Below are 19,540 nucleotides of genomic sequence, written 5' to 3'. Positions count from 1 at the left end.
CCACGGCGGTGGTCACCTCGGCGATGTTGCGCACCTGGGACGTGAGGTTCACGCCCATGGTGTTCACCGAGTCGGTCAGGTCCTTCCAGGTGCCCGCCACGCCGGGCACCACGGCCTGCACGCCCAGGCGCCCTTCGGTGCCCACCTCGCGCGCCACCCGCGTCACTTCCGAGGCGAAGGAGCGCAGCTGTTCCACCATGGTGTTGATGGTTTCCTTCAGCTGCTGGATTTCGCCGCGCACGTCCACCGTGATCTTCTTGGAGAGGTCGCCCGCCGCCACGGCGATCGTCACCTCGGCGATGTTGCGCACCTGCGCGGTGAGGTTGGACGCCATCGAGTTCACGTTGTCGGTCAGGTCCTTCCAGGTGCCCGCCACACCCGGCACCGTGGCCTGGCCGCCCAGCTTGCCCTCGGAGCCCACCTCGCGCGCCACCCGCGTCACTTCGGAGGCAAAGGCCGACAGCTGGTCCACCATGGTGTTGATGGTCTCCTTCAGCTGCAGGATTTCGCCCTTCACGCCCACCGTGATCTTGCGCGACAGGTCGCCGCGGGCGATGGCGGTGGCCACGTCCGCGATGTTGCGCACCTGGCCGGTCAGGTTGTTGGCCATGGAGTTGACGTTGTCGGTCAAGTCCTTCCAGGTGCCGGCCACGCCGGGCACCACGGCCTGGCCGCCCAGCTTGCCTTCGGAGCCCACCTCGCGCGCCACCCGGGACACTTCGGCCGCGAACGAGCGCAGCTGGTCGACCATGGTGTTGATGGTTTCCTTCAACTCCAGGATTTCGCCGCGCACGTCCACCGTGATCTTCTTGGACAGGTCCCCGTTGGCCACGGCGATCGTCACGTCGGCGATGTTGCGCACCTGGTTGGTCAGGTTGGACGCCATCGAGTTGACGTTGTCGGTCAGGTCCTTCCAGGTGCCCGCCACGCCGGGCACCTGTGCCTGGCCGCCCAGGCGGCCCTCGGTGCCGACCTCGCGCGCCACCCGCGTCACCTCGGAGGCGAAGCCGTTCAGCTGGTCCACCATCGTGTTGATGGTTTCCTTCAGCGCCAGGATTTCGCCCTTCACTTCCACCGTGATCTTGCGGCTCAAGTCGCCGCGCGCAATGGCCGTGGCCACGTCGGCGATGTTGCGCACCTGACCTGTGAGGTTGGACGCCATGAAGTTGACGTTGTCCGTCAAATCCTTCCAGGTGCCGGCCACGCCGGGCACCTGCGCCTGGCCGCCCAGCTTGCCTTCGGTGCCCACCTCGCGCGCCACCCGCGTCACTTCGGAAGCAAAGCCGTTCAGCTGGTCCACCATCACGTTGATGGTGTTCTTCAGCTCCAGGATTTCGCCCTTCACTTCCACCGTGATCTTGCGGCTCAAGTCGCCGCGCGCCACGGCGGTGGTCACTTCCGCGATGTTGCGCACCTGGCCCGTCAGGTTGTTGGCCATGGAGTTGACGTTGTCGGTCAGGTCCTTCCAGGTGCCGGCCACGCCGCGCACCTGCGCCTGGCCGCCCAGCTTTCCTTCGGTGCCCACCTCGCGCGCCACCCGCGTCACTTCCGAGGCGAAGCCGTTCAGCTGGTCCACCATGGTGTTCAGCGTGTTCTTCAGCTCCAGGATTTCGCCCTTCACGTCCACCGTGATCTTCTTGGACAGGTCCCCGTTGGCCACGGCCGTCGCCACGTCGGCGATGTTGCGCACCTGGGCCGTGAGGTTGGACGCCATCGAGTTGACGTTGTCGGTCAAATCCTTCCAGACGCCGGCCACGCCCAGCACCTGCGCCTGGCCGCCCAGCTTGCCTTCAGTGCCCACCTCGCGCGCCACGCGCGAGACTTCGCCGGCGAAGCCGTTGAGCTGGTCCACCATGGTGTTGATGGTGTTCTTCAACTCCAGAATTTCGCCGCGCACGTCCACGGTGATCTTCTTGGAGAGGTCGCCGCGCGCCACGGCGGTGGTCACCTCGGCGATGTTGCGCACCTGGCCCGTGAGGTTGGACGCCATGAAGTTCACGGAGTCGGTCAAATCCTTCCAGGTGCCGGCCACGCCGGGCACCTGCGCCTGGCCGCCCAGCTTGCCTTCGGTGCCCACCTCGCGCGCCACCCGCGTCACTTCCGAGGCAAAGCCGTTCAGCTGGTCCACCATCGTGTTGATGGTGTTCTTCAGCTCCAGCACCTCGCCGCGCACGTCCACCGTGATCTTCTTGGACAGGTCGCCGTTGGCCACGGCGGTGGTCACTTCCGCGATGTTGCGCACCTGGCCCGTGAGGTTGTTGGCCATGAAGTTGACGTTGTCCGTCAAGTCCTTCCAGGTGCCGGCCACGCCTTCCACCACGGCCTGGCCGCCCAGCTTGCCTTCGGTGCCCACCTCGCGCGCCACCCGCGAGACTTCGCCGGCGAAGGCGTTCAGCTGGTCCACCATGGTGTTGATGGTCTGCTTCAACTGAAGGATCTCGCCCTTCACTTCCACCGTGATCTTGCGCGACAGGTCGCCCTTGGCGATGGCGGTCGCCACGTCGGCGATGTTGCGCACCTGGCCCGTGAGGTTGGACGCCATGGAGTTGACCGAGTCGGTCAGGTCCTTCCAGGTGCCGGCGATGCCCGGCACCGTGGCCTGGCCGCCCAGCTTGCCTTCGGTGCCCACCTCGCGCGCCACCCGCGTCACCTCGGAGGAGAAGCCGTTGAGCTGGTCCACCATGGTGTTGATGGTTTCCTTCAGCTCCAGGATCTCGCCCTTCACGTCCACCGTGATCTTGCGCGACAGGTCGCCGCGCGCCACCGCCGTCGTCACCGTGGCGATGTTGCGCACCTGCGATGTCAGGTTGTTGGCCATGGAGTTGACCGAGTCGGTCAAGTCCTTCCAGGTGCCCGCCACGCCCGGCACCACGGCTTGGCCGCCCAGGCGGCCGTCGGTGCCCACTTCGCGCGCCACCCGCGTCACTTCCGAGGCGAACGAGCGCAGCTGGTCCACCATGGTGTTGGTGGCTTCCTTCAGCTGCAGGATTTCGCCGCGCACGTCCACCGTGATCTTTTTCGACAGGTCGCCGTTGGCCACGGCAATCGTCACGTCGGCGATGTTGCGCACCTGCGCCGTGAGGTTGCCGGCCATCTGGTTGACCGAGTCGGTCAGGTCCTTCCAGACGCCCGACACGCCCTTCACCTGGGCCTGGCCGCCCAGCTTGCCTTCGGTGCCCACCTCGCGCGCCACGCGCGTCACTTCGGAGGTGAAGACCGAGAGCTGCTCGATCATGGTGTTGACCAGCTTGGCCGAACGCAGGAACTCGCCCTTGAGCGGCCGGCCGTCCACCTGCAGGTCCATCGACTGGCCGAGGTCGCCCTTGGCGACGGCGCCGATGGTGCGGGCGATGTCGGTGGTCGGGCGCACCAGGTCGTCGATCAGCGTGTTGAGCGAGGTGACCTGGTCGGCCCAGCCGCCGATCGCACCCGGCATGGTGATGCGCTGCGACAGCCGCCCTTCCTTGCCCACCGTTTCGCTCAGGCGGTCGGCCTCACTGGTGACCCGCTCGGCGTTCATGATGCAGTCGTTGAACGCCTCGGCGATGCGCCCGTCGGTGCCGGTCCAACTCACCGGCAGCCGGGTGCGGAAGTCGCCTGCGGCGAAGGCTTTCAGGGCGGTGAGGATCTGGCGGGACTGTTCGTTGGCGGCGCGCGTTGCGGCCGCATCACGTGTCTGGATGGGAGTCAGCTCATCCGTAGCCGGGGCCGTCACTGCGGCCGTTGCCTTGGCCGATTTTTTCCTGGGCGCAATTTCGCTCATGTGTGTGTGATCCTGGGCCGTACACGGCAATTTTCTGAATGGACGATGACACGCGCTGCATCACGGAATGCAACGCAGCGGTAGTGTCTCCGTTACCGTTTGTCAGAAGCGTAGGACATTTCCGACGTAGCGCGGCTGTGTGCCTTGGAAGCGACAAGCTCAGGAATGCAGGATAAGGAAAGAATTCACAGCTCCCGCGGCGGCGCCCATCACGATCGCGAAGCCTTGGAGGCGGTTTTTTCCACGTGGATGCGAAACACCGCGCTCGCCCGGGCGACCATCTTCTGGTCGGCGAGCACCACCGCGTCCACGAAGGCGAGGCTCCCACCGACCTTGAGCACCCGCGGGTGGACCTCCAGCCATTGCCCGACTTGCGCGGCCCCCAGGAAGTCCACGCTCAGGTTGACCGTCACGCCCGCGCCGGACTGCCCGCCCGACTGCTCTTTGAGCGCAAGAGCGGCCGACAGGCCCATCGCGTTGTCCGACAGCGTGCTGATCAGGCCGCCGTGCACGAACATCCGCCTGTTGCAATGCGCCTGTCTCACCCTCAGGCCAAGCCACAGCGCGGCGCCGACCGTCTTTTCGAAGATCGGCTCCCAGGGATCGGTCAGCGGACCCCGGTGGTTGTGCGGCACATAGCCCGCGGGCACCGCTTCGTTCCCTGCATCCATGTCGGAGTCCTCTGCTGCTGATTTGCCGTCCCTCAGCGCTCGATCATCAGGTGATCCAGGTGCTTGAGGTGCGCCACCGCATTGTTCGCCTTGGCCCGCGTGTAGAGGCGGTGGCAATCGAGGATGGAGTCGGGAGTCCCGTCGGGTGAGAAGAAGATGGTCGATCCGTGCTGGATCACGAACAGCAGGAATCCGTCGCTCTCCCCGGCCGGCTTGTGGACAACGCAGTGCGGCTCGTAGGAATAGTCGCCGGGACCGACCGCGCCTTCCTGGTAGCTCCATTCGCCCTGGATGGTGTAGACCTCCACGGCGCCCAGATGCTGGTGAATGGGAAGATTCGCTCCGGGCTTGTTGCGCACCAGATAGGTCGAGCCGCCCGTCTGCAGGTGAACGTGAAGCAGCTTGAATTCGGTCTGCCCGCTCGGGAAATCCGTCCACGGGATGCTGTCCGTCTTGAGCATCAGGGCGCCGGGCGCGCCTTTGACTTCCAACGCGAGATCGGCCATACGCGGACTCCTTAATTGATGCGGACCTGCATGGAGCGCAGCCCGCGGAAATTGAAATTCGCGGTCCATTCCAGCTCCTGGGACAGCGGTTGAAGCCGGGGAAAACGCGTCACCAGCTTGCGCAAGGCGAGCTCCATCTCCAGGATCGCCAGGTGCGACCCCAGGCAATAGTGGCGTCCGTTCCCGAACGTGAGCGGCTGCGGCTCTCCGGTCCGCCCGATGCGGAATTCCTGCGGCTGCGAGAACACGCGCTCGTCGCGATTCGCCGATCCGGTCAGCGCGATGACGATCTGCCCCGGCTCCAGCCGCACGGCACAGAACTCGAAGGCCTGTTCGACCAGCCGGCTGCTGAACTGCGCGGAAGTGTCGTAGCGGATCGCTTCGCGCACCACCTGCGGCCCCAGCTCCGGCCGGGCGACGAAGTCCTCCAGCTGCTGCGGGTGCCGGAACAGCGCGTGCATTGCGTTGCCGATGAGATTGCTGGTGGTTTCATGCCCCGCGAACAGCAGCCCGGCGCACTGCGCGGGCAGGACGTCGTGGATGCAGGCGTGCCGGGCCTCTTCGTCCATGGGCAGGGCCTGCAGCGCCTGCACCATCAGGGTCACGGCGTCGTCGCGCGGCTCGGCGATGCGCTGCGCGACGAGGCCGCGAAAGTGCGCGTGCAGCGCCAGCACCGCCTCCTGCGCTTTCCTGGCCGCCGCGGCCGGCGCGCCCGGATTGCCGAAGAAGGACGCGATGTCCTCGGCCCAGGCAAGAAAGCGCGGGGTTTCCCGGGCATCCACGCCCATCACCGCCGCGACCACCAGGATGGGCAGCAGATAGGCGAACTTTCCGATGAAGTCGAACGTGCCGGCGCCCTCGGCGTCGTCCAGCAGCGCATCCACCGCACGCTCGACGTCGGCCTGCATGCGCCGCACGCGATGCGCCGCGAAGCCGGCCATCATGACCTTGCGCCACACCCCGTGGTCCGGCGGATCGAGAAAGACGACCCACTGCTTGAACACCCGGGCGAATTCCTCCAGTTCCTGGCGCACCTGCGGCGAATACTGGTCGAAGAACCGGTGGGAGCGCACCGCGCTGAGACCCGGGTCGTTGAACACCCGGGCCGCGCCTTCGTAGCGCGGGACCAGCCAGGTCCCACGCCCGCCGAAAGCCTCGCTGAAGTGCATGTCGCCAGCGGCGCGCAGGCCGCTGTAGACGGGATAAGGATCGCGGTAGAAGTCGGCGCCGAACATGGCTGCCGGCCCTACTTGGATTCGAACCTGGCGATCGTCGCGACGGCGAAGGCGACGAGCTTGCGTTCGCCGAATTTTTCCGCGTAGACCTCGGCCTTGGCGACCACGGTGCGCTGCGAGGCCTTGATCACGCTGCCGACACCGATGATCCGGTCGCCCACGGCGGGCGCGAGCAGGTTGAGCTTGTACTCCGAGGTCACCACGTCGCCGGCGACCGAGCCGGCAGCCCAGGCGCAGGCGCTGTCGGCCACGAAGCCGAGGATGGCGCCGTGCACGAACCCGTGGTGCTGGTTCATCTTCTCGGGAACCACGGGCACCGCCAGCTCCACGTTCCCGGGCGAGATGGACAGGACTTCGGCCCCCAGCGACGCCGCGAACGGCGTCTTGGCGATGATCGACTGCAGGTAAACCTTCATTTCCTCGTTCGTCATGCTCTCTTTCCTCACAGGGTTGCGATGATCTTCGGGTCGTGCCCAGCGTCCTGCAGCTGCCGCGCCAGCAGCGTACGCCGGATCTTGCCGCTGGACGTCTTCGGAATGAAGCCGGGCTTGGCGAAAAAGATGCGCTTGATCTGCACGTCGTGCTGGCGCACCACGCTCTTGCGCACGGCGCCCGCCAGGGCGGCGTAGTCCAGCGAATGGCGGGCCGTGCGCTCCACCTCCTGCACGGCGACGACGTCCTGCCGTTCCTGCGCCCCGAGCGCCACCACGGCGCAGCCGCCCACGACAAAGGCGTCGTGGGCCCCGGTGACGGTGCGCTCGATGTCGTAGGGATACACCTTGCGCCCGCGCACGATCATCATTTCCTTGATGCGCCCGCTCACCACCAGCCGGCCGCCGTGCAGGTGGCCGGTGTCGCCCGTGCGGAAATAGGTTTTTCCGTCCTGCACGAAGAACGACTCCGCCGCGCGCCCGCCCCAGTAGCCCGGCGTCACGTTGGGCCCGGCTACGCAGATTTCCTGCCCGAGCGCCAGCGCGCCGGCGCGGACCGGGCGAAAGACGACCGAGATCTCCGGGTGCACGGTCCCCGAGTCGATCGCTTCGGCCGGCGCCGGGCCGGCGGCCCACTGGTCCTGCAGGTGGCCGCCCGACACGTACAGCGACGCCTCCGCCATGCCGTAGCACAGGAAGAAACTCCGGGGCGCGAAACCCTGCGGCGCGAAGCGGTCCGAGAACCGGCGCAGCGTGCCAGCGCTGATGGGCTCGGCGCCGTTGAACGCCACCCGCCAGCTGCTCAGGTCGAGCCCGGTGCTGGCCTGCTCGGGGATCTTCTCGACGCAATGGTCGTAGCAGAAGTTCGGGCCGCCGCTGGTGGACGCCGCGTAGGTGCTCATGGCCCGCAGCCACACCAGCGGGCGCAGCAGGAAGGTCAGCGGCGCCATGAGGATGCATTCGGCGCCGACGTACAGCGGCTGGATCAGGTTGCCGATCAAACCCTGGTCATGGTAGAGCGGCACCCAGCCCACCACGCGCGTCTCGGAGGTGTGCCCGAACGCCTCGCGGATCATGCGTTCGTTGGCCATGATGTTGCCGTGGGTGACCATCACCCCCTTGGGCGAACCGGTCGAACCCGAGGTGAACTGCAGGAAGGCCAGGTCGTCCGGCTGCGGCAACCCGGCGGCGCCGGGCGCGCGCTCCCGCAGGCCATGCACGTCGAGCACTTCCATGCCGGGCAATCCCGCCTCGGCGGCCGCGGCGCGCAGCGGCTGCACCAGCGCGCCGAGCGTCAGCAGGCACGCGGCATCGCACTCCCGCGCGATGGCCATGAGGGCCTGCATCCGGTGCACCGTGGGCACCGCCACCGGAACGGCCACGGCGCCCGCCAGCAGGCAGCCGAAGAAGACGTGGCAGAACTCGGGCGAGGTCGGCAGCGCAAGCAGCACGCGCGAGCGCGGCGCAAAGCGCGACAAGGCATCTGCCACGGCCTGCGATCGCAGCGCGAGCTGCGCATAGGTGAGCGTGGAGGTTTCCTCGCCCTGCTCTCCCAGGAACCGGTAGGCAATCCGCTCGGGAGTGCGTTCCGCGCGCTGGCGCAGGATGTCAACGATGGTGCTCAAGGGCCGTCTCCCAGCTGCACGTGTCGAGCAGCAAGGACTGCAGCCCCCGGATGATCAGGGACTGCTTCTGCCAGCGCGGCGGCTCCAGCACCGCCAGCGGAAGCTGCCTGCGCACCAGTTCCTCCAGCAGCACTTCGAGCTGCATCTCGGCCAGCGTGGCGCCCAGGCAGGCGTGCGCGCCATAGCCGAAGCCAAGGTGCTGGCGGCTGTCGCCGCGCCCCAGGTCGAAGGTGTCCGCGGCCGCGAACACATCCGCGTCGTGGTTGGCGGCGCCCAGGCACAGCAGCACCTGCTCCTGCGCGCGGACAGCGACCCCCGCGACTTCCATGTCTTCCAGCGCCAGGCGCTTGGTCATCTGCAGCGGCGCCTCGAAGCGCAGGATTTCCTGCGCGGCCTGGCCGGCCGACACCGCGCCCGACAGCAGCTTGCCGTACTCCGCCGGATGGCTGGCCAGCAGGAACAGCGCCGTGCCGAGCAGCGCCTGCGTGGTTTCCGCGCCGGCGACGAAGGCCATCACGCACATGTACGCGACCTCCTCGGGAGTGAAGCCGTCCTGCGCGCCGGCGGGCGCCAGCAGCAGGCTGATGAAGTCGTCGCCGGGGCGTTCGCCGCGCGGCGCGACGTAGCCGCGAAAGAAGTCCAGGAACTGCTTGAGCGAGTCGTAGACGTGGGCGAACTGCTCGCGCGTCACGACCCCCGGCTCCAGGAAATAGCGGACGTCGTGGTTCAGCGCGGCGACCGTTTCCATGTGGCCGAAATCGATGTCCATCCACGACAGCAGCAGCTTCAGCGGCAGTGGCCGGCTCACGCTGCGCACGAAATCGCCGCCTTCGCGCGCATACCGGTCCAGGTGGTCCCTGGCCAGCTGCGCCGCCATCGGCCGCAGCGACTGCAGGCCCTGTTCGTTGAACGTGCGGTTGGCCAGCCGGCGCAGGCGCGAATGGTCCGGCGGGTCGGTGAAGACGATCGCCTTCTTGCCGAGCTCGGACACCTCCGGGCAGCGCATGCCGAACTCCTGCAGCCGGCGTTCCACCAGCATGGGAATCAGCGCCGAGCTGAAGCGCCGGTCCCGCAGCACCGCCTTGACCTCCGGGTGGCGCGTGACGACCACCATGCCCAGCGCGCGGAACGCGGGCTCGCGCCGCAGCGCGGCGTAGGTCTCGTACGGATCGGCGCGAAAGCGCTCCGAGAACGGATTGAACAGCACACGGCTCATGTCTTTTGCGCGGTCAGGCGCAACAGGCAGAGCTTGCCCTGGTGAAATCCCACCGAGCTGAGCGCCAGGTATTTCTCGAACTTCTCCACCACTTCCCTGCCCGCGACGCGTTCGGCCGCCGCGCGCTGCTGCTTGAGCCGGCGCAGCCAGAGGTTGCAGGTTCTCGCGTAGTCGAGGCGGTCGTTGCGCACCGCCGAGACTTCCAGGATGCCTTCGCACGCGGTGGTGACTTCCGACAAATAGGGCAGGTCGGAGTGCGGAAAGATCTCCGCCATCATGAACTGGCTGGCGTCGCGCCGGTCCATGTTCAGGTAGGCGATGGTCTGCAGCGACAGCCGGCCGCCGCGCACCATCGACTCCCTGCAAAAGCGGAAGAACGCCCGGTACTTCTCCAGGCGCAGCTCCTGCGTGTCCTGCGCGGTGGCGAAATGCTCGAAGGCGCCGATGGACACGATGCCGTCGTACGGCTGTTCGGGGCGGTGGTCCAGCCAGTTTTCCAGCTTGCAGGCGATCTGCGGGTGCGCCGCCGCCTGTGCCACGTGGTCGCGCTGCTCCTCGCTGAGCGTCAGGCCGACCGCACGCTCCAGCTTGCCGCCAAGCTCCACGGCGCGCAGCAGGAGCGCGCCCCAGCCGCAGCCGACGTCCAGCAGTGCACGTGCCTCGCGCGCGCGGACCTGGTCCAGGTGGTAGTCCAGCTTGGCCAGCTGCGCGCCCGCGAGGTCGTCGGCGGCGATGCCGGGATTCCACATCGCGCACGAGTAGACCATCCGCGGGTCCAGCCACAGCGCGTAGAACGGGTTACCCACGTCGTAGTGGAACTGGATCGCCTCCAGCGCCCGCGCGCGGTCTGTCACGCCGGCTCTTTCGCAAGATGGTTCGCGAGCGAGGAAATGGTGGGATGCATGAACACCACCTCCGCATCCACCGGGCGGCCCAGCCACTCCTCGAGCTCCATGACCAGGCTTACGGTGGCCGCCGAATCGAGGCCGAACGACTCGAATTCGGCGTCGACGCTCACCCGTTCGACCGGCATATCGATGAGTTTGGCGACGAACTGGACGCACCAGTCCGCGATGTCGCTCGCGCTGCGGCTTTCGACTTGTGTGGACACGGCAGATTTCCTCTTCTCTAGGCTGGCAAGGAACGCCCGGGCGGGCGCGACGGTGACGGGAAACGGCGAACTCAGGACCCGGGCGATCCCTGGGCGATCTGGTCCGCATCCGGCAGCCTCAGGTCCGAAGCAAGGCCGCAGGCGGCCAGCGCGCGGATGACCCAATAGCCGGGATCGAGGTTGCGCCAGCGCAGGCCGAAGTTGGGCGAATTGGCAAAGCGGTGGTGGTTGTTGTGCCAGGACTCGCCCAGGGTCAGCAGGCCGAGCGCGCCCATGTTGTGGCTGTTCTCCTTGGTCTGGTAGGCACGGTCGCCGCAGACGTGGAGCACCGAATTGATGGACCAGATGATGTGCTCGAGGATGAGCAGCCGCAGGATGCCGCCCCAGTAGAGGCCCGACACCGCGCCGCGCAGGTCCCCGTGGATGCCGTAGCCCACCGCCGCGGGCAGCGCCAGCCCGGCGGCGGCGATCCACATGTAGCGGCGGTTGACGGCGGCCAGGTGATGCGCGCGCAGGATGTCGGGCGCGTAGCGGGCGACGTTGGGATAGGGGTGCTTGCCCATCCACAGGAAGTGCGAGTGCAGCAGCCCGCGCGCCTTGTTGAGGAATCCCTCGCCGTGCAGATTGGGCGAATGCAGGTCGCCGGCGCCGTCGCTTTTCTCGTGGTGCAGGCGATGGATGGCGACCCACGACACCACGCCGCCTTGTCCGGCCATCGACGCCAGCACGGCAAGCACCGTCTGCACGGATTTGGACGCGGCAAAGGAACGGTGCGTGAACAGCCGGTGGTAGCCCACCGTGATTCCGAAGCCAGTCAGAAGCCACATCACGAACAGCAGGGCCAGTTCGGGCAGGCCGCGGTAAAGAGAGCTCCAATAGAACGGAGTCGCCGCGACAATTAGCAGGGGAATAACGTCGAACAGCAAAAAATGCCGGCGCTGCAGCGCATGGATCTTTGGCATCTCGACGACATGTCGACTCTCGTGCATGAATTTCCCCTGTCCCTTTTGAATTGCCCTTCAAGGCAGCAATCCGGCGGATGGTATCACCCGAATGCAAACCCACCCAGAGTCATATTCTTGCCACTTTCCCAATGAGGGTGCGCTGCAAAAGCCCGGAACTTTAGTCTGAGTTGCACGAAAGAGGTGGCGCAAGTCGTTGATTGAATTCGCTATTTTCATGCAATCCAAAATTAGGAATGACGCACATCTCTGCGCTGCCGCAATTGCAAAGACAAGCCCGCATTCATCAATGCTGGAAACGCAGCAACTTGTTTCGCATCGTTGCATCCGCAAGCGTGCTGAAATAGCATGCCGCAGGACGACCTTCCACCTACACCCAAGCAGATGACGAACGAGAACTTCCGCGCCGCCCGCGACCTGCTGTTCACGCTGCGCGACGACCACGCGGCGGCGGTGCGCGACTTCCGCTGGCCGCGCCTGGAGCACTTCAACTGGGCGCTCGACCACTTCGACACCCTGGCCCAGGGCAACGACGCGACAGCGCTCTGGATCGTCGAGGCCGACGGGACCGAGCACCGTGCGAGCTTCGCGCAGCTGGCGCAGCGCTCCGCGCAGGTGGCCAACTGGCTGCATTCGGCGGGCGTGCGCCGGGGCGACCGCATCCTGCTGATGCTGGGCAACGAGCCGGCACTGTGGGAGACCATGCTGGCGGCGATGAAGCTGGGCGCGGTGGTGATCCCCGCCACCTCGCTGCTGACGCCCGACGACCTGGCCGACCGCCTCGCGCGGGGGCAGGTGCGCCACGTGGTGACCAGCACGGCGCAGACTTCTAAGTTCGCGCAGCTTGCGGGCGGCTACACGCGCATTTGCGTCGGCGCGGCGCCCGAGGGCTGGCTGCCCTATGCGGACGCCGACGCGGCGCCCACCGGCTTCGCGCCCGATGGCCCGACCCGCGCCACCGATCCGCTGCTGCTGTACTTCACCTCGGGCACCACCTCCAAGCCCAAGCTGGTGCTGCACACCCACGAAAGCTATCCGGTCGGCCACCTGTCCACCATGTACTGGCTGGGGCTGCGGCCAAACGACGTGCACCTGAACATCTCCTCGCCCGGCTGGGCCAAGCACGCCTGGAGCTGCCTGTTCGCGCCGTGGAACGCCGGCGCCTGCGTGTTCATCCAGAACACGCCGCGCTTCTCGGCGCCGGCGCTGCTGGAGACCCTGGCGCGCTGCGGCGTGACCAGCCTGTGCGCGCCGCCCACCGTCTGGCGCCTGCTGATCCAGGAAGACCTGGCCGCCTGGAAACCCAGGCTGGCGCTGCACTCCGTGGTCGGCGCCGGCGAGCCGCTCAACCCCGAGATCATCGAGCAGGTGCAGTCCGCCTGGGGACTGCGCCTGCGCGACGGCTACGGGCAGACCGAGACCACCGCGCAGGTCGGCAACTCGCCCGGCCTGCCGGTGAAGGCCGGCTCGATGGGCCTGCCGCTGCCCGGCTACCGCATCGCGCTGATCGACGCCGACGGGAACGAGGCCGACGAAGGCGAGGTCTGCATCGACCTGCGCGAACGCCCCACCGGCCTGATGGCCGGCTACCAGGACAGCGAGGAAAAGAACGCCGAGGCCATGCGGGACGGCTACTACCACACGGGCGACACGGCGGCGCGCGACGCCGACGGCTACCTCACCTTCGTCGGCCGCGCCGACGACGTGTTCAAGGCGTCCGACTACCGCATCAGCCCGTTCGAGCTGGAAAGCGCGCTGATCGAGCACGAGGCGGTGGCCGAAGTGGCGGTGGTGCCCAGCCCCGACCCGGTGCGCCTGGCCGTGCCCAAGGCCTACCTGCTGCTTGCGCCCGGGCGCACCGGCGACGCCGCGCTGGCCGAGGACATCCTGGCCTTCGCGCGGCGCCAGCTGGCGCCCTACAAGCGGGTGCGCCGCATCGAGTTCGTGGAGGAGCTGCCCAAGACCATCTCCGGCAAGATCCGCCGCGTGCAGCTGCGCGCGCAGGAGGCGACGCGCTTCGCGGCCGGAGAGCGCGGCGAAACGGAATTCCGCGAAGAGGACTTTCCCAGCCTGCGCAACCAGGGCTAGGCAACGCAAAAGCTAGCCCGGGGGCGGAATCCACTCGGCGAGAACGACGATGAGGGCGCAGCCCGCGATGCTGATGCAGCCCAGCACCGCGTGGACGGCGAGCATGGCCTCTGGAGACATGGCCACGTGCTCCTCGCGCCTGCTCAGTGCTGCATGCCTTTGCCGCCGAGGCAAAGCACATGGCGGTACGTGCAGAGGTCGCGCAGCAGCGCCTGTTCCTCGGCCAGGACCTGCTTTTTTTCCGTCGCGCCGAGCATCTGGATCATGTAGCTCTGTTCGGCATTGCCCTGCTTGTCGATGAACGGGTAGCGCAGGCTCGCCGCGACGGCCAGGTCCGGCTTCGCGCCAATGTCCTCGTTGGTGGCGCCAGGTGCGTAGATCATCAGGTGCGGCATGGACATGGTGTGCATCTTCATGTCCGGCGGCCCCAATGCGCGCATGACCGGAGCGACCATGTACGACAGGCCCGGCTTCTTCGGCGCCGCGTAGGTTCCGCTCTTGTAGCGGCCCTCGATCTCGGTTTTCAGCGCTGGCGCATCCATGCCCTGGGCACGCATCGCGGCCGTGTCCACGATGACCTTCAGGTACGACGCGGTGCCGGCGGCGTCGTAGCACAGCGGAATGAACACATCGTCGCGGTGTTCCGCCCACTCCCAGACGGTACGCTCGACCAGGCACGCCAGGCCGCTCGTTCCCTGCCGGGAAAGCACGTAGCCCTTGCCCGGATCCAGCAGGTACACCGTGGCGTCTTTGCGCAGCGCCGCCGGCAATGCGCTCAAGGCGAACCTGGCCTCCAGGTCCTTGGGCATCGGGTCGAGCGCCGTGCCGGCCGCGCAGGCCTGCGCGGCGATGAAAGCTGCGGCGGCGACCGGCGCCAGGAAAGCGATGCGCTTCATCAGGCGGCTTCCTTCACTGCGGCGTCGTTCGTTGCCGTGTCCTTCGCTGCGGCGTCTTTCGTTGCAGCGTCGCTCGTCACGGTGTTGTCGATCGCGTAGACCAGGCCCACAAGGCCGCCTTGCAGTTGCTGCACTTTCTGCAGCGCGAGCGGACGCCGGCACTGGTCGGGGCCGAACAGCGCCTTGCCCTGGCCGGCGATCAGCGGATGCACGATCAGCCGCAGCTCGTCCACCAGTCCGGCGTCGATCAGGCTGGACGTGGTGCGCGCGCCGCCGACAAGGTAGATGCCCTTGCCCGGCTGCTTCTTCAACGCCGCAACGTCGTCGGGGCCGTGCAGGAACGCCGTCTGCGGCCAGGTGGCCGTGGTCACGGTGTTGGAGAGCACGTAATGCGGCGTGCGCGCGACGAAGGCGGCGTACGCCACTTCCTCGGGCGTCGGCGGCTTGCCGGTGATCCAGATGGGGGTGTCCGGCTGGGTCTGGATCGCGCTCCAGTACCACTCGTAGCCGGAGTACATGCCGCCGCCCAGGATGCAGGCATCGACCTCGGGCACGACGCCGTAGTCGTCCGACCAGGCCGTCACCCAGTCGGCGGTGCCCTCGGGGCCTTCCATCTTGCCGTCGATGGAAATCTTCATTCCGGCAATCAATTTGCGCATGGGATGTCCTTGCTTCTTGCGTGTGCCATCAGGCGGGAAGCCGCTGTTCGTAGTCCTTCAGCAGCCGGGCCCATCCGTCCCAGAACGGCGCGCGCTCCTTGCCCGCGGCGCTGGCGGCCAGCAGGTCCAGGTGCATGTGCCAGCCGGCCGCCACCTTCAGCAGCGTGGCGTGGTCGGGCAGGCGGCGGTGCACGATGGTGAGCAGCACCTCGCTGCCCTTGGGCTCCAGCTCGATGGACACGTCGCCGCTGCCCTGCCAGGTGAAGGACAGCTTGCGGTCCTGTTCGTACTCGGTGATGCGGCTGTCCATGCGCTGCTCCTCCGGAAAGCCGGCCGGGCGCTTGCCGGGCGGGTTGGAGAGTTCATCGTTGCGCCAGACGAACTCGATGGGCGTGCCCGCCTTCTTGTCCATCTGCCCCGCGGCCAGCCACTGGCGCCGCAGGTCGCTGTCGGTCAGGTAGGCCCAGATCCGTTCGACCGGACCCGGCAGAAGCCGCTGCAGCTTCAAAGTCGAAGGTTCGGTCAGCACGCCATAGGCGCCGGGGGATACGACATCGGTCACTTTTCATCTCCATCAGGGGTAGGTAATTTCGCGGCGGCGTCTTCGCTGCGCAGCAGCTGTTCGAGCAGGTCCAGGCGCTGGGTCCAGAACCGCTCGTAGAAGCCCAGCCACTCGTGCGCGCTGGCCAGCGGCCCCGGGTTGAGCCGGCACAGGTGCGTGCGGCCACGCACTTCGCGCGTGATCAGCCCGGCACTCTCGAGTGTCTTGATGTGCTTGGAAGCCGCGGCGAGCGACATGGCGAATGGCTTGGCAAGTTCGCTGACGGTCCGCTCCTCATCGGCCAGCTCGCGAAGCATGCGCCGCCGCGTGGCGTCCCCCAGTGCGTGGAACAGGGAGTCGAGTTGCGGTGCGTGATATTCAACCATGGAGTTGAATTTATCCGGGCGCCGGAAGAAAGTCAACCACTTCGTTGAATGACACAACAGCGCCCTGCTTTGCAGGCCTGTGAATCGGCCATGATCCCGGCATGAACATCAAGCTGCGGCGCGTGGAAGTCTTCATGGCGGTGGTGGAGGCAGGCGGCTTTTCCGCCGCCGCGAACCAGCTGCACATCGCGCAGTCGGCGGTCAGCGTGGCCATCCGCGAGCTGGAGCGCGAGCTGGGCACGCAGCTGTTCGTGCGGGGGCGGCGCAGCGTGGAGCTCACCGAAAGCGGGGGGCTGCTGCTGGAGCGCGCGCAGCCGGCGCTGCGCCAGCTGTACGGCATCCGCGCCGAGATCCGCGACGTCGAAACCATGGCCATGGGCCATGTTCGCGTCGGCGCGCCGGCCATGGTCACGCAGTTCGCGCTGCGCCACGTGCTGCCGTCCTTCATGGCGAAATTTCCCGGCGTGCGGCTGCACCTGCGGCAGGCCGGCGCGCTGGAGATCGAGCAGATGGTGCTGCGCGGCGAAATCGACCTGGGCGTGATCTCGTACCGCGAGGCGATGCCGCAGCTGGAGTCGCTGCCGGTCTGGGACTTCCAGAACATTGCCTGTCTGCCGCAGGGCGCGGTGGCGCCGGGCGCGCAGCGCATCGGCTGGGCGGCGCTGCTGCGCCACCCGCAGGCGGTGTATCCCGAGGGCTACCACCAGCGCGCGCTGGTGGAGAAGTACGCGGCGCAGCTGGGCATCCCACTGAAGATCGCCATCGAGTCCGAGAACCCCGGCCTGCTGGTGGCCGCTGTGAAGGCCGGGCTTGCCGCCACCACGCTGCCGGCTGCCGCCATCGAAGGCGAGCAGGGCGTCGCGCGGCTGAAGCTGCCCGAGCAGGAGGGCGACCGCCTGAAAGTCGGCCTGTGCTGGCGCAAGGACCATGCGCTCAGCCGCGCAGCACGCGGCCTGCTGGAGCACCTGCGCGATGATCGCAGCATCGCGAAGCGCCGCCGCCCGCCATCTGTTTGATGCATGGATGGCGTGTCCAAAACATATTGGACAGATGCAAGCATGCCGCATAGATTTGCTCCAGCAGTTGCGGCACACCATGGCAGAAACCTCCTCCCCTTCCTTCTCTCCAAATCTTTCCGATGCCCATGCGCCGGCCGCCGGCCGCGCCCGCTTCTGGCGCGACGACGCGCTGGAGGGCGCCTGGCTGATGGATGCGCACTACGCCGCGCACCGCTTCGAGCGGCACCTGCACGACGAACTGGTGATCGTGGTGACCGAGCAGGGCTCGGGCGAAGTGGAAACGCGCTTCGGCACTGAGCGCTCGGGGCCGGGAACGGTGTGGGTGTTCGCCGCCGGCGAATACCACTGCGGCCGCGTGCACGGCGACGCCGGCTGGCGCTACCGCGCCATCTACCTGGACGAGCCCTCGCTGGACGCGCTGTCCGACGTGCTGCGCGACGGCATGCACCGCAAGCTGTCCATCGCGCCCGGCCTGTACGACGACGCCGGCCTGGCCGCACGGCAGGCGCTGTGGTGGTCGGCCATGGGTCTGCTGTTCTCGCGCTACGGCCTGCCGCGCATGGCCCCGGGCCGCGTGGGCAACGACAAGCACCGGCTGCGCACCGCCCACGCGTTCGTGCACGCCAACTTCATGCGCGACTTCAGCATCGACGAACTGTCGCAGGCGGCCGGCCTGAGCCGCTTCCACCTGATGCGCGCTTTCCGCAAGGAGTTCGGCCTGCCGCCGCACACCTATGCCAACCAGCTCAAGCTGATCGCCGCCAAGCAGAAGCTGCAGGCCGGCGTCGCGCCGGCGGAGGTGGCGGTGGAAGTCGGCTTCTACGACCAAAGCCACCTCACGCGGCTGTTCAAGCGCGCGTTCGACCTGACGCCGGGCCGCTTCGCGGCGCTGCACTCGCGGCAATAGGCGCAAACGAAAAGCGCTAGCCGGGCGACGCCAGGAATGCCGGCAGCCGGCGCAGCGCCCGCACGCACTCTGCGAGCTGCGCCACTTCGATCCATTCGTCCGGCTGGTGCGCCTGTTCGATGGCGCCGGGACCGCACACCACCGTGGGCCAGCCGCGCAGCTGGAAGTGCCCGGCCTCGGTGCCGAACGGCACGGCGATCTCCGGCTTGTCGCCCACCACGCGGCGCAGCAGTTCCAGGCCGCGCTGAGCGGCATCGGGACGCAGCGGCGGCACCACCACCGTCGCATCGTGCGCGACCGCGCCGGCCGGCGGCGCGCCGGTGTCGTCCCCGCCGACGCGCGCTGTCGCGTGCACCGCCAGGAAGTCGTCGATGCGCTGGCGCAGTGCGGACATGTCGTCCTCAGGAATGGCACGGAACTCCCACTCAAGCACGCAGCGGCGCGCCACCATGTTCAGCGCCGCGCCGCCCTCGATGCGGCCGATGTTCAGCGTGGTGTATGGCGGCAGCAACCCGGGCACGCGCGTGGTGCGCTCGGCCGCCTCCACGCCCAGCGCCAGCAGGAAATGCGCGAAGCGCACCGCGTCGGCAATGGCGCTGTGCCCCAGCTGCGGCAGGCTGGAGTGCGCGTCGCGGCCGAAGAACTCGGTGCGGAACACGCACACGCCCTTGTGCGTGGTGGCGATGCGCATGCCCGTGGGCTCGCCCACCCACACCAGCGCGGGCGGCGGCACGTGCGCGCTGAAGTCGTCCAGCAGCCGCGGCACGCCGACGCAGCCGATCTCCTCGTCGTACGACAGCGCCAGGTGGATCGGCCGCGCCAGTCCTTCGCGGTGCCAGTGCGGCAGCGCCGCCAGGCAGGCCGCGATGAAACCCTTCATGTCCGAGGTGCCGCGGCCGTACACGCGTGCGCCGCGCTGCCGCGCCTCGAACGGCGGAGCGCTCCAGGGCTGGCCGTCCACCGGCACGGTGTCGGTGTGGGCGGACAGCACCACGCCTGCCGCCACGTCCGGCCCGAATGAAAGCAGCAGGTTGGCCTTGCTGCCGTCGGCGCTATAGGTGAAGCGCACCCTGGGATTGAAGCATTGCGCGTGGTCGGCGATCCAGTGCAGGCAGTCCAGGTTGGAGCGCGCCGACGTCGTGTCGAAGGCGACCAGCGTCTGCAAAAGCTGCAGCACCTGCTGCGCTTCGCGCGCGTCTTCGGTGTTATCCACCCTCACGCGGACGCGGCGCTTGCCGCCGCCAGGCGGCCTTCGGCGAATGCGTCGGCCGCGGCGGCGGTGCTGGTGCCGTTGCGCACCGCGGCGGCGAACACCTGCTCGAGCGTGGCGCCGATGCCCTGCAGGCGCGGCTGCAGTTCGCCCAGCCGGCCCATGTGTTCCAGTGCGAGCTGCACCATGCCGCCGGCGTTCACGATGTAGTCGGGCGCGTAGAGGATGCCGCGCGCCGCCAGCCGGTCCGCATCTTCCGGCCGCCGCAGCTGGTTGTTGGCGGCGCCCGCCACCACGCCCGCGCGCAGTTGCGC

The 19,540-nt window shown here is 67.8% G+C and carries 18 protein-coding genes and 1 pseudogene; 3 read left to right on the top strand and 16 right to left on the bottom strand.

What is annotated here, in order from left to right; translation table 11 throughout:
- From H0U68_RS06680 to H0U68_RS06635, 10 genes are all read right to left on the bottom strand, one after another.
- A partial coding sequence (locus tag H0U68_RS06680; protein WP_296353882.1) for a HAMP domain-containing protein occupies positions 1-3,763 on the bottom strand: 3,763 nt, incomplete at its 3' end.
- Between the two features lie 209 nt (positions 3,764-3,972).
- Positions 3,973-4,434 (bottom strand): PaaI family thioesterase, encoded by a 462-nt coding sequence (locus H0U68_RS06675; protein WP_296353880.1) that lies wholly within the window; start codon positions 4,432-4,434, stop codon positions 3,973-3,975.
- 32 nt (positions 4,435-4,466) lie between these two features.
- A complete protein-coding gene (locus tag H0U68_RS06670) occupies positions 4,467-4,940 on the bottom strand; it encodes a cupin domain-containing protein (protein ID WP_296353878.1) in 474 nt (157 codons plus the stop codon).
- 11 nt (positions 4,941-4,951) lie between these two features.
- Positions 4,952-6,175 carry a cytochrome P450 gene (locus tag H0U68_RS06665; RefSeq protein WP_296353876.1) on the bottom strand — a complete coding sequence of 408 codons (1,224 nt, stop codon included), beginning with the start codon at positions 6,173-6,175 and terminating at the stop codon, positions 4,952-4,954.
- A gap of 11 nt (positions 6,176-6,186) precedes the next feature.
- Positions 6,187-6,606, bottom strand: coding sequence for a PaaI family thioesterase (locus H0U68_RS06660; protein WP_296353875.1), 420 nt, complete (start codon positions 6,604-6,606; stop codon positions 6,187-6,189).
- An 11-nt stretch (positions 6,607-6,617) separates the two neighbouring features.
- Positions 6,618-8,231 (bottom strand): fatty acyl-AMP ligase, encoded by a 1,614-nt coding sequence (locus H0U68_RS06655; protein ID WP_296353873.1) that lies wholly within the window; start codon positions 8,229-8,231, stop codon positions 6,618-6,620.
- Entirely contained in the window at positions 8,215-9,447 is a 1,233-nt protein-coding gene (locus tag H0U68_RS06650; protein ID WP_296353871.1) for a cytochrome P450, read from the bottom strand. The genes H0U68_RS06655 and H0U68_RS06650 overlap by 17 nt, the downstream gene beginning before the upstream one ends.
- Positions 9,444-10,301 carry a cyclopropane-fatty-acyl-phospholipid synthase family protein gene (locus H0U68_RS06645; RefSeq protein WP_296353869.1) on the bottom strand — a complete coding sequence of 286 codons (858 nt, stop codon included), beginning with the start codon at positions 10,299-10,301 and terminating at the stop codon, positions 9,444-9,446. Before H0U68_RS06645 ends, H0U68_RS06650 begins: the two co-directional genes overlap by 4 nt.
- The gene (locus tag H0U68_RS06640) at positions 10,298-10,558 is read right to left on the bottom strand and encodes an acyl carrier protein (RefSeq protein ID WP_296353866.1); all 261 of its coding nucleotides are present in this window, start codon (positions 10,556-10,558) and stop codon (positions 10,298-10,300) included. The genes H0U68_RS06645 and H0U68_RS06640 overlap by 4 nt, the downstream gene beginning before the upstream one ends.
- Positions 10,559-10,629: 71 nt before the next feature.
- A complete protein-coding gene (locus tag H0U68_RS06635) occupies positions 10,630-11,520 on the bottom strand; it encodes an acyl-CoA desaturase (protein ID WP_296353864.1) in 891 nt (296 codons plus the stop codon).
- A gap of 384 nt (positions 11,521-11,904) precedes the next feature.
- On the opposite strand from H0U68_RS06635, the gene H0U68_RS06630 reads away from it, so the two are divergent.
- Positions 11,905-13,608 (top strand): AMP-binding protein, encoded by a 1,704-nt coding sequence (locus H0U68_RS06630; protein ID WP_296353862.1) that lies wholly within the window; start codon positions 11,905-11,907, stop codon positions 13,606-13,608.
- A gap of 143 nt (positions 13,609-13,751) precedes the next feature.
- Here H0U68_RS06630 and H0U68_RS06625 read toward each other — a convergent pair whose 3' ends face one another.
- Genes H0U68_RS06625 through H0U68_RS06610 form a run of 4 tightly spaced genes read right to left on the bottom strand, consistent with a single transcriptional unit; the run spans position 13,752 to position 16,090 of the window.
- Positions 13,752-14,504 (bottom strand): hypothetical protein, encoded by a 753-nt coding sequence (locus tag H0U68_RS06625; protein ID WP_296353860.1) that lies wholly within the window; start codon positions 14,502-14,504, stop codon positions 13,752-13,754.
- The gene (locus tag H0U68_RS06620; RefSeq protein ID WP_296353858.1) at positions 14,504-15,163 is read right to left on the bottom strand and encodes a dihydrofolate reductase family protein; all 660 of its coding nucleotides are present in this window, start codon (positions 15,161-15,163) and stop codon (positions 14,504-14,506) included. Before H0U68_RS06620 ends, H0U68_RS06625 begins: the two co-directional genes overlap by 1 nt.
- Before the next feature lie 28 nt (positions 15,164-15,191).
- Positions 15,192-15,725, bottom strand: a complete 534-nt coding sequence (locus H0U68_RS06615) for an SRPBCC family protein (RefSeq protein WP_296353856.1) — start codon at positions 15,723-15,725, stop codon at positions 15,192-15,194.
- Positions 15,722-16,090 (bottom strand): metalloregulator ArsR/SmtB family transcription factor, encoded by a 369-nt coding sequence (locus tag H0U68_RS06610; RefSeq protein WP_296353883.1) that lies wholly within the window; start codon positions 16,088-16,090, stop codon positions 15,722-15,724. The genes H0U68_RS06615 and H0U68_RS06610 overlap by 4 nt, the downstream gene beginning before the upstream one ends.
- 101 nt (positions 16,091-16,191) lie before the next feature.
- Between H0U68_RS06610 and H0U68_RS06605 the strand changes: the two genes are divergently transcribed.
- Positions 16,192-17,106 (top strand): LysR family transcriptional regulator, encoded by a 915-nt coding sequence (locus tag H0U68_RS06605; protein WP_296353854.1) that lies wholly within the window; start codon positions 16,192-16,194, stop codon positions 17,104-17,106.
- Positions 17,107-17,185: 79 nt separating this feature from the next.
- Positions 17,186-18,016: an AraC family transcriptional regulator gene (locus H0U68_RS06600; protein ID WP_296353850.1), complete on the top strand. Its 831-nt coding sequence runs from the start codon at positions 17,186-17,188 to the stop codon at positions 18,014-18,016.
- Positions 18,017-18,032: 16 nt separating this feature from the next.
- On the opposite strand, the gene argE is transcribed toward H0U68_RS06600, so the two are convergent.
- Positions 18,033-19,235, bottom strand: a complete 1,203-nt coding sequence (argE, locus tag H0U68_RS06595; protein WP_296353847.1) for an acetylornithine deacetylase — start codon at positions 19,233-19,235, stop codon at positions 18,033-18,035.
- Positions 19,232-19,540: pseudogene (locus H0U68_RS06590) on the bottom strand (amino acid dehydrogenase); the annotation flags it as partial. The gene argE and the pseudogene H0U68_RS06590, both read right to left, overlap by 4 nt.

The sequence above is a fragment of the Ramlibacter sp. genome (assembly GCF_013697775.1).
In the GTDB taxonomy this organism is placed as follows: Bacteria; Pseudomonadota; Gammaproteobacteria; order Burkholderiales; family Burkholderiaceae_C; genus Ramlibacter.
This window is presented reverse-complemented; position numbering and strand designations above follow the sequence as displayed.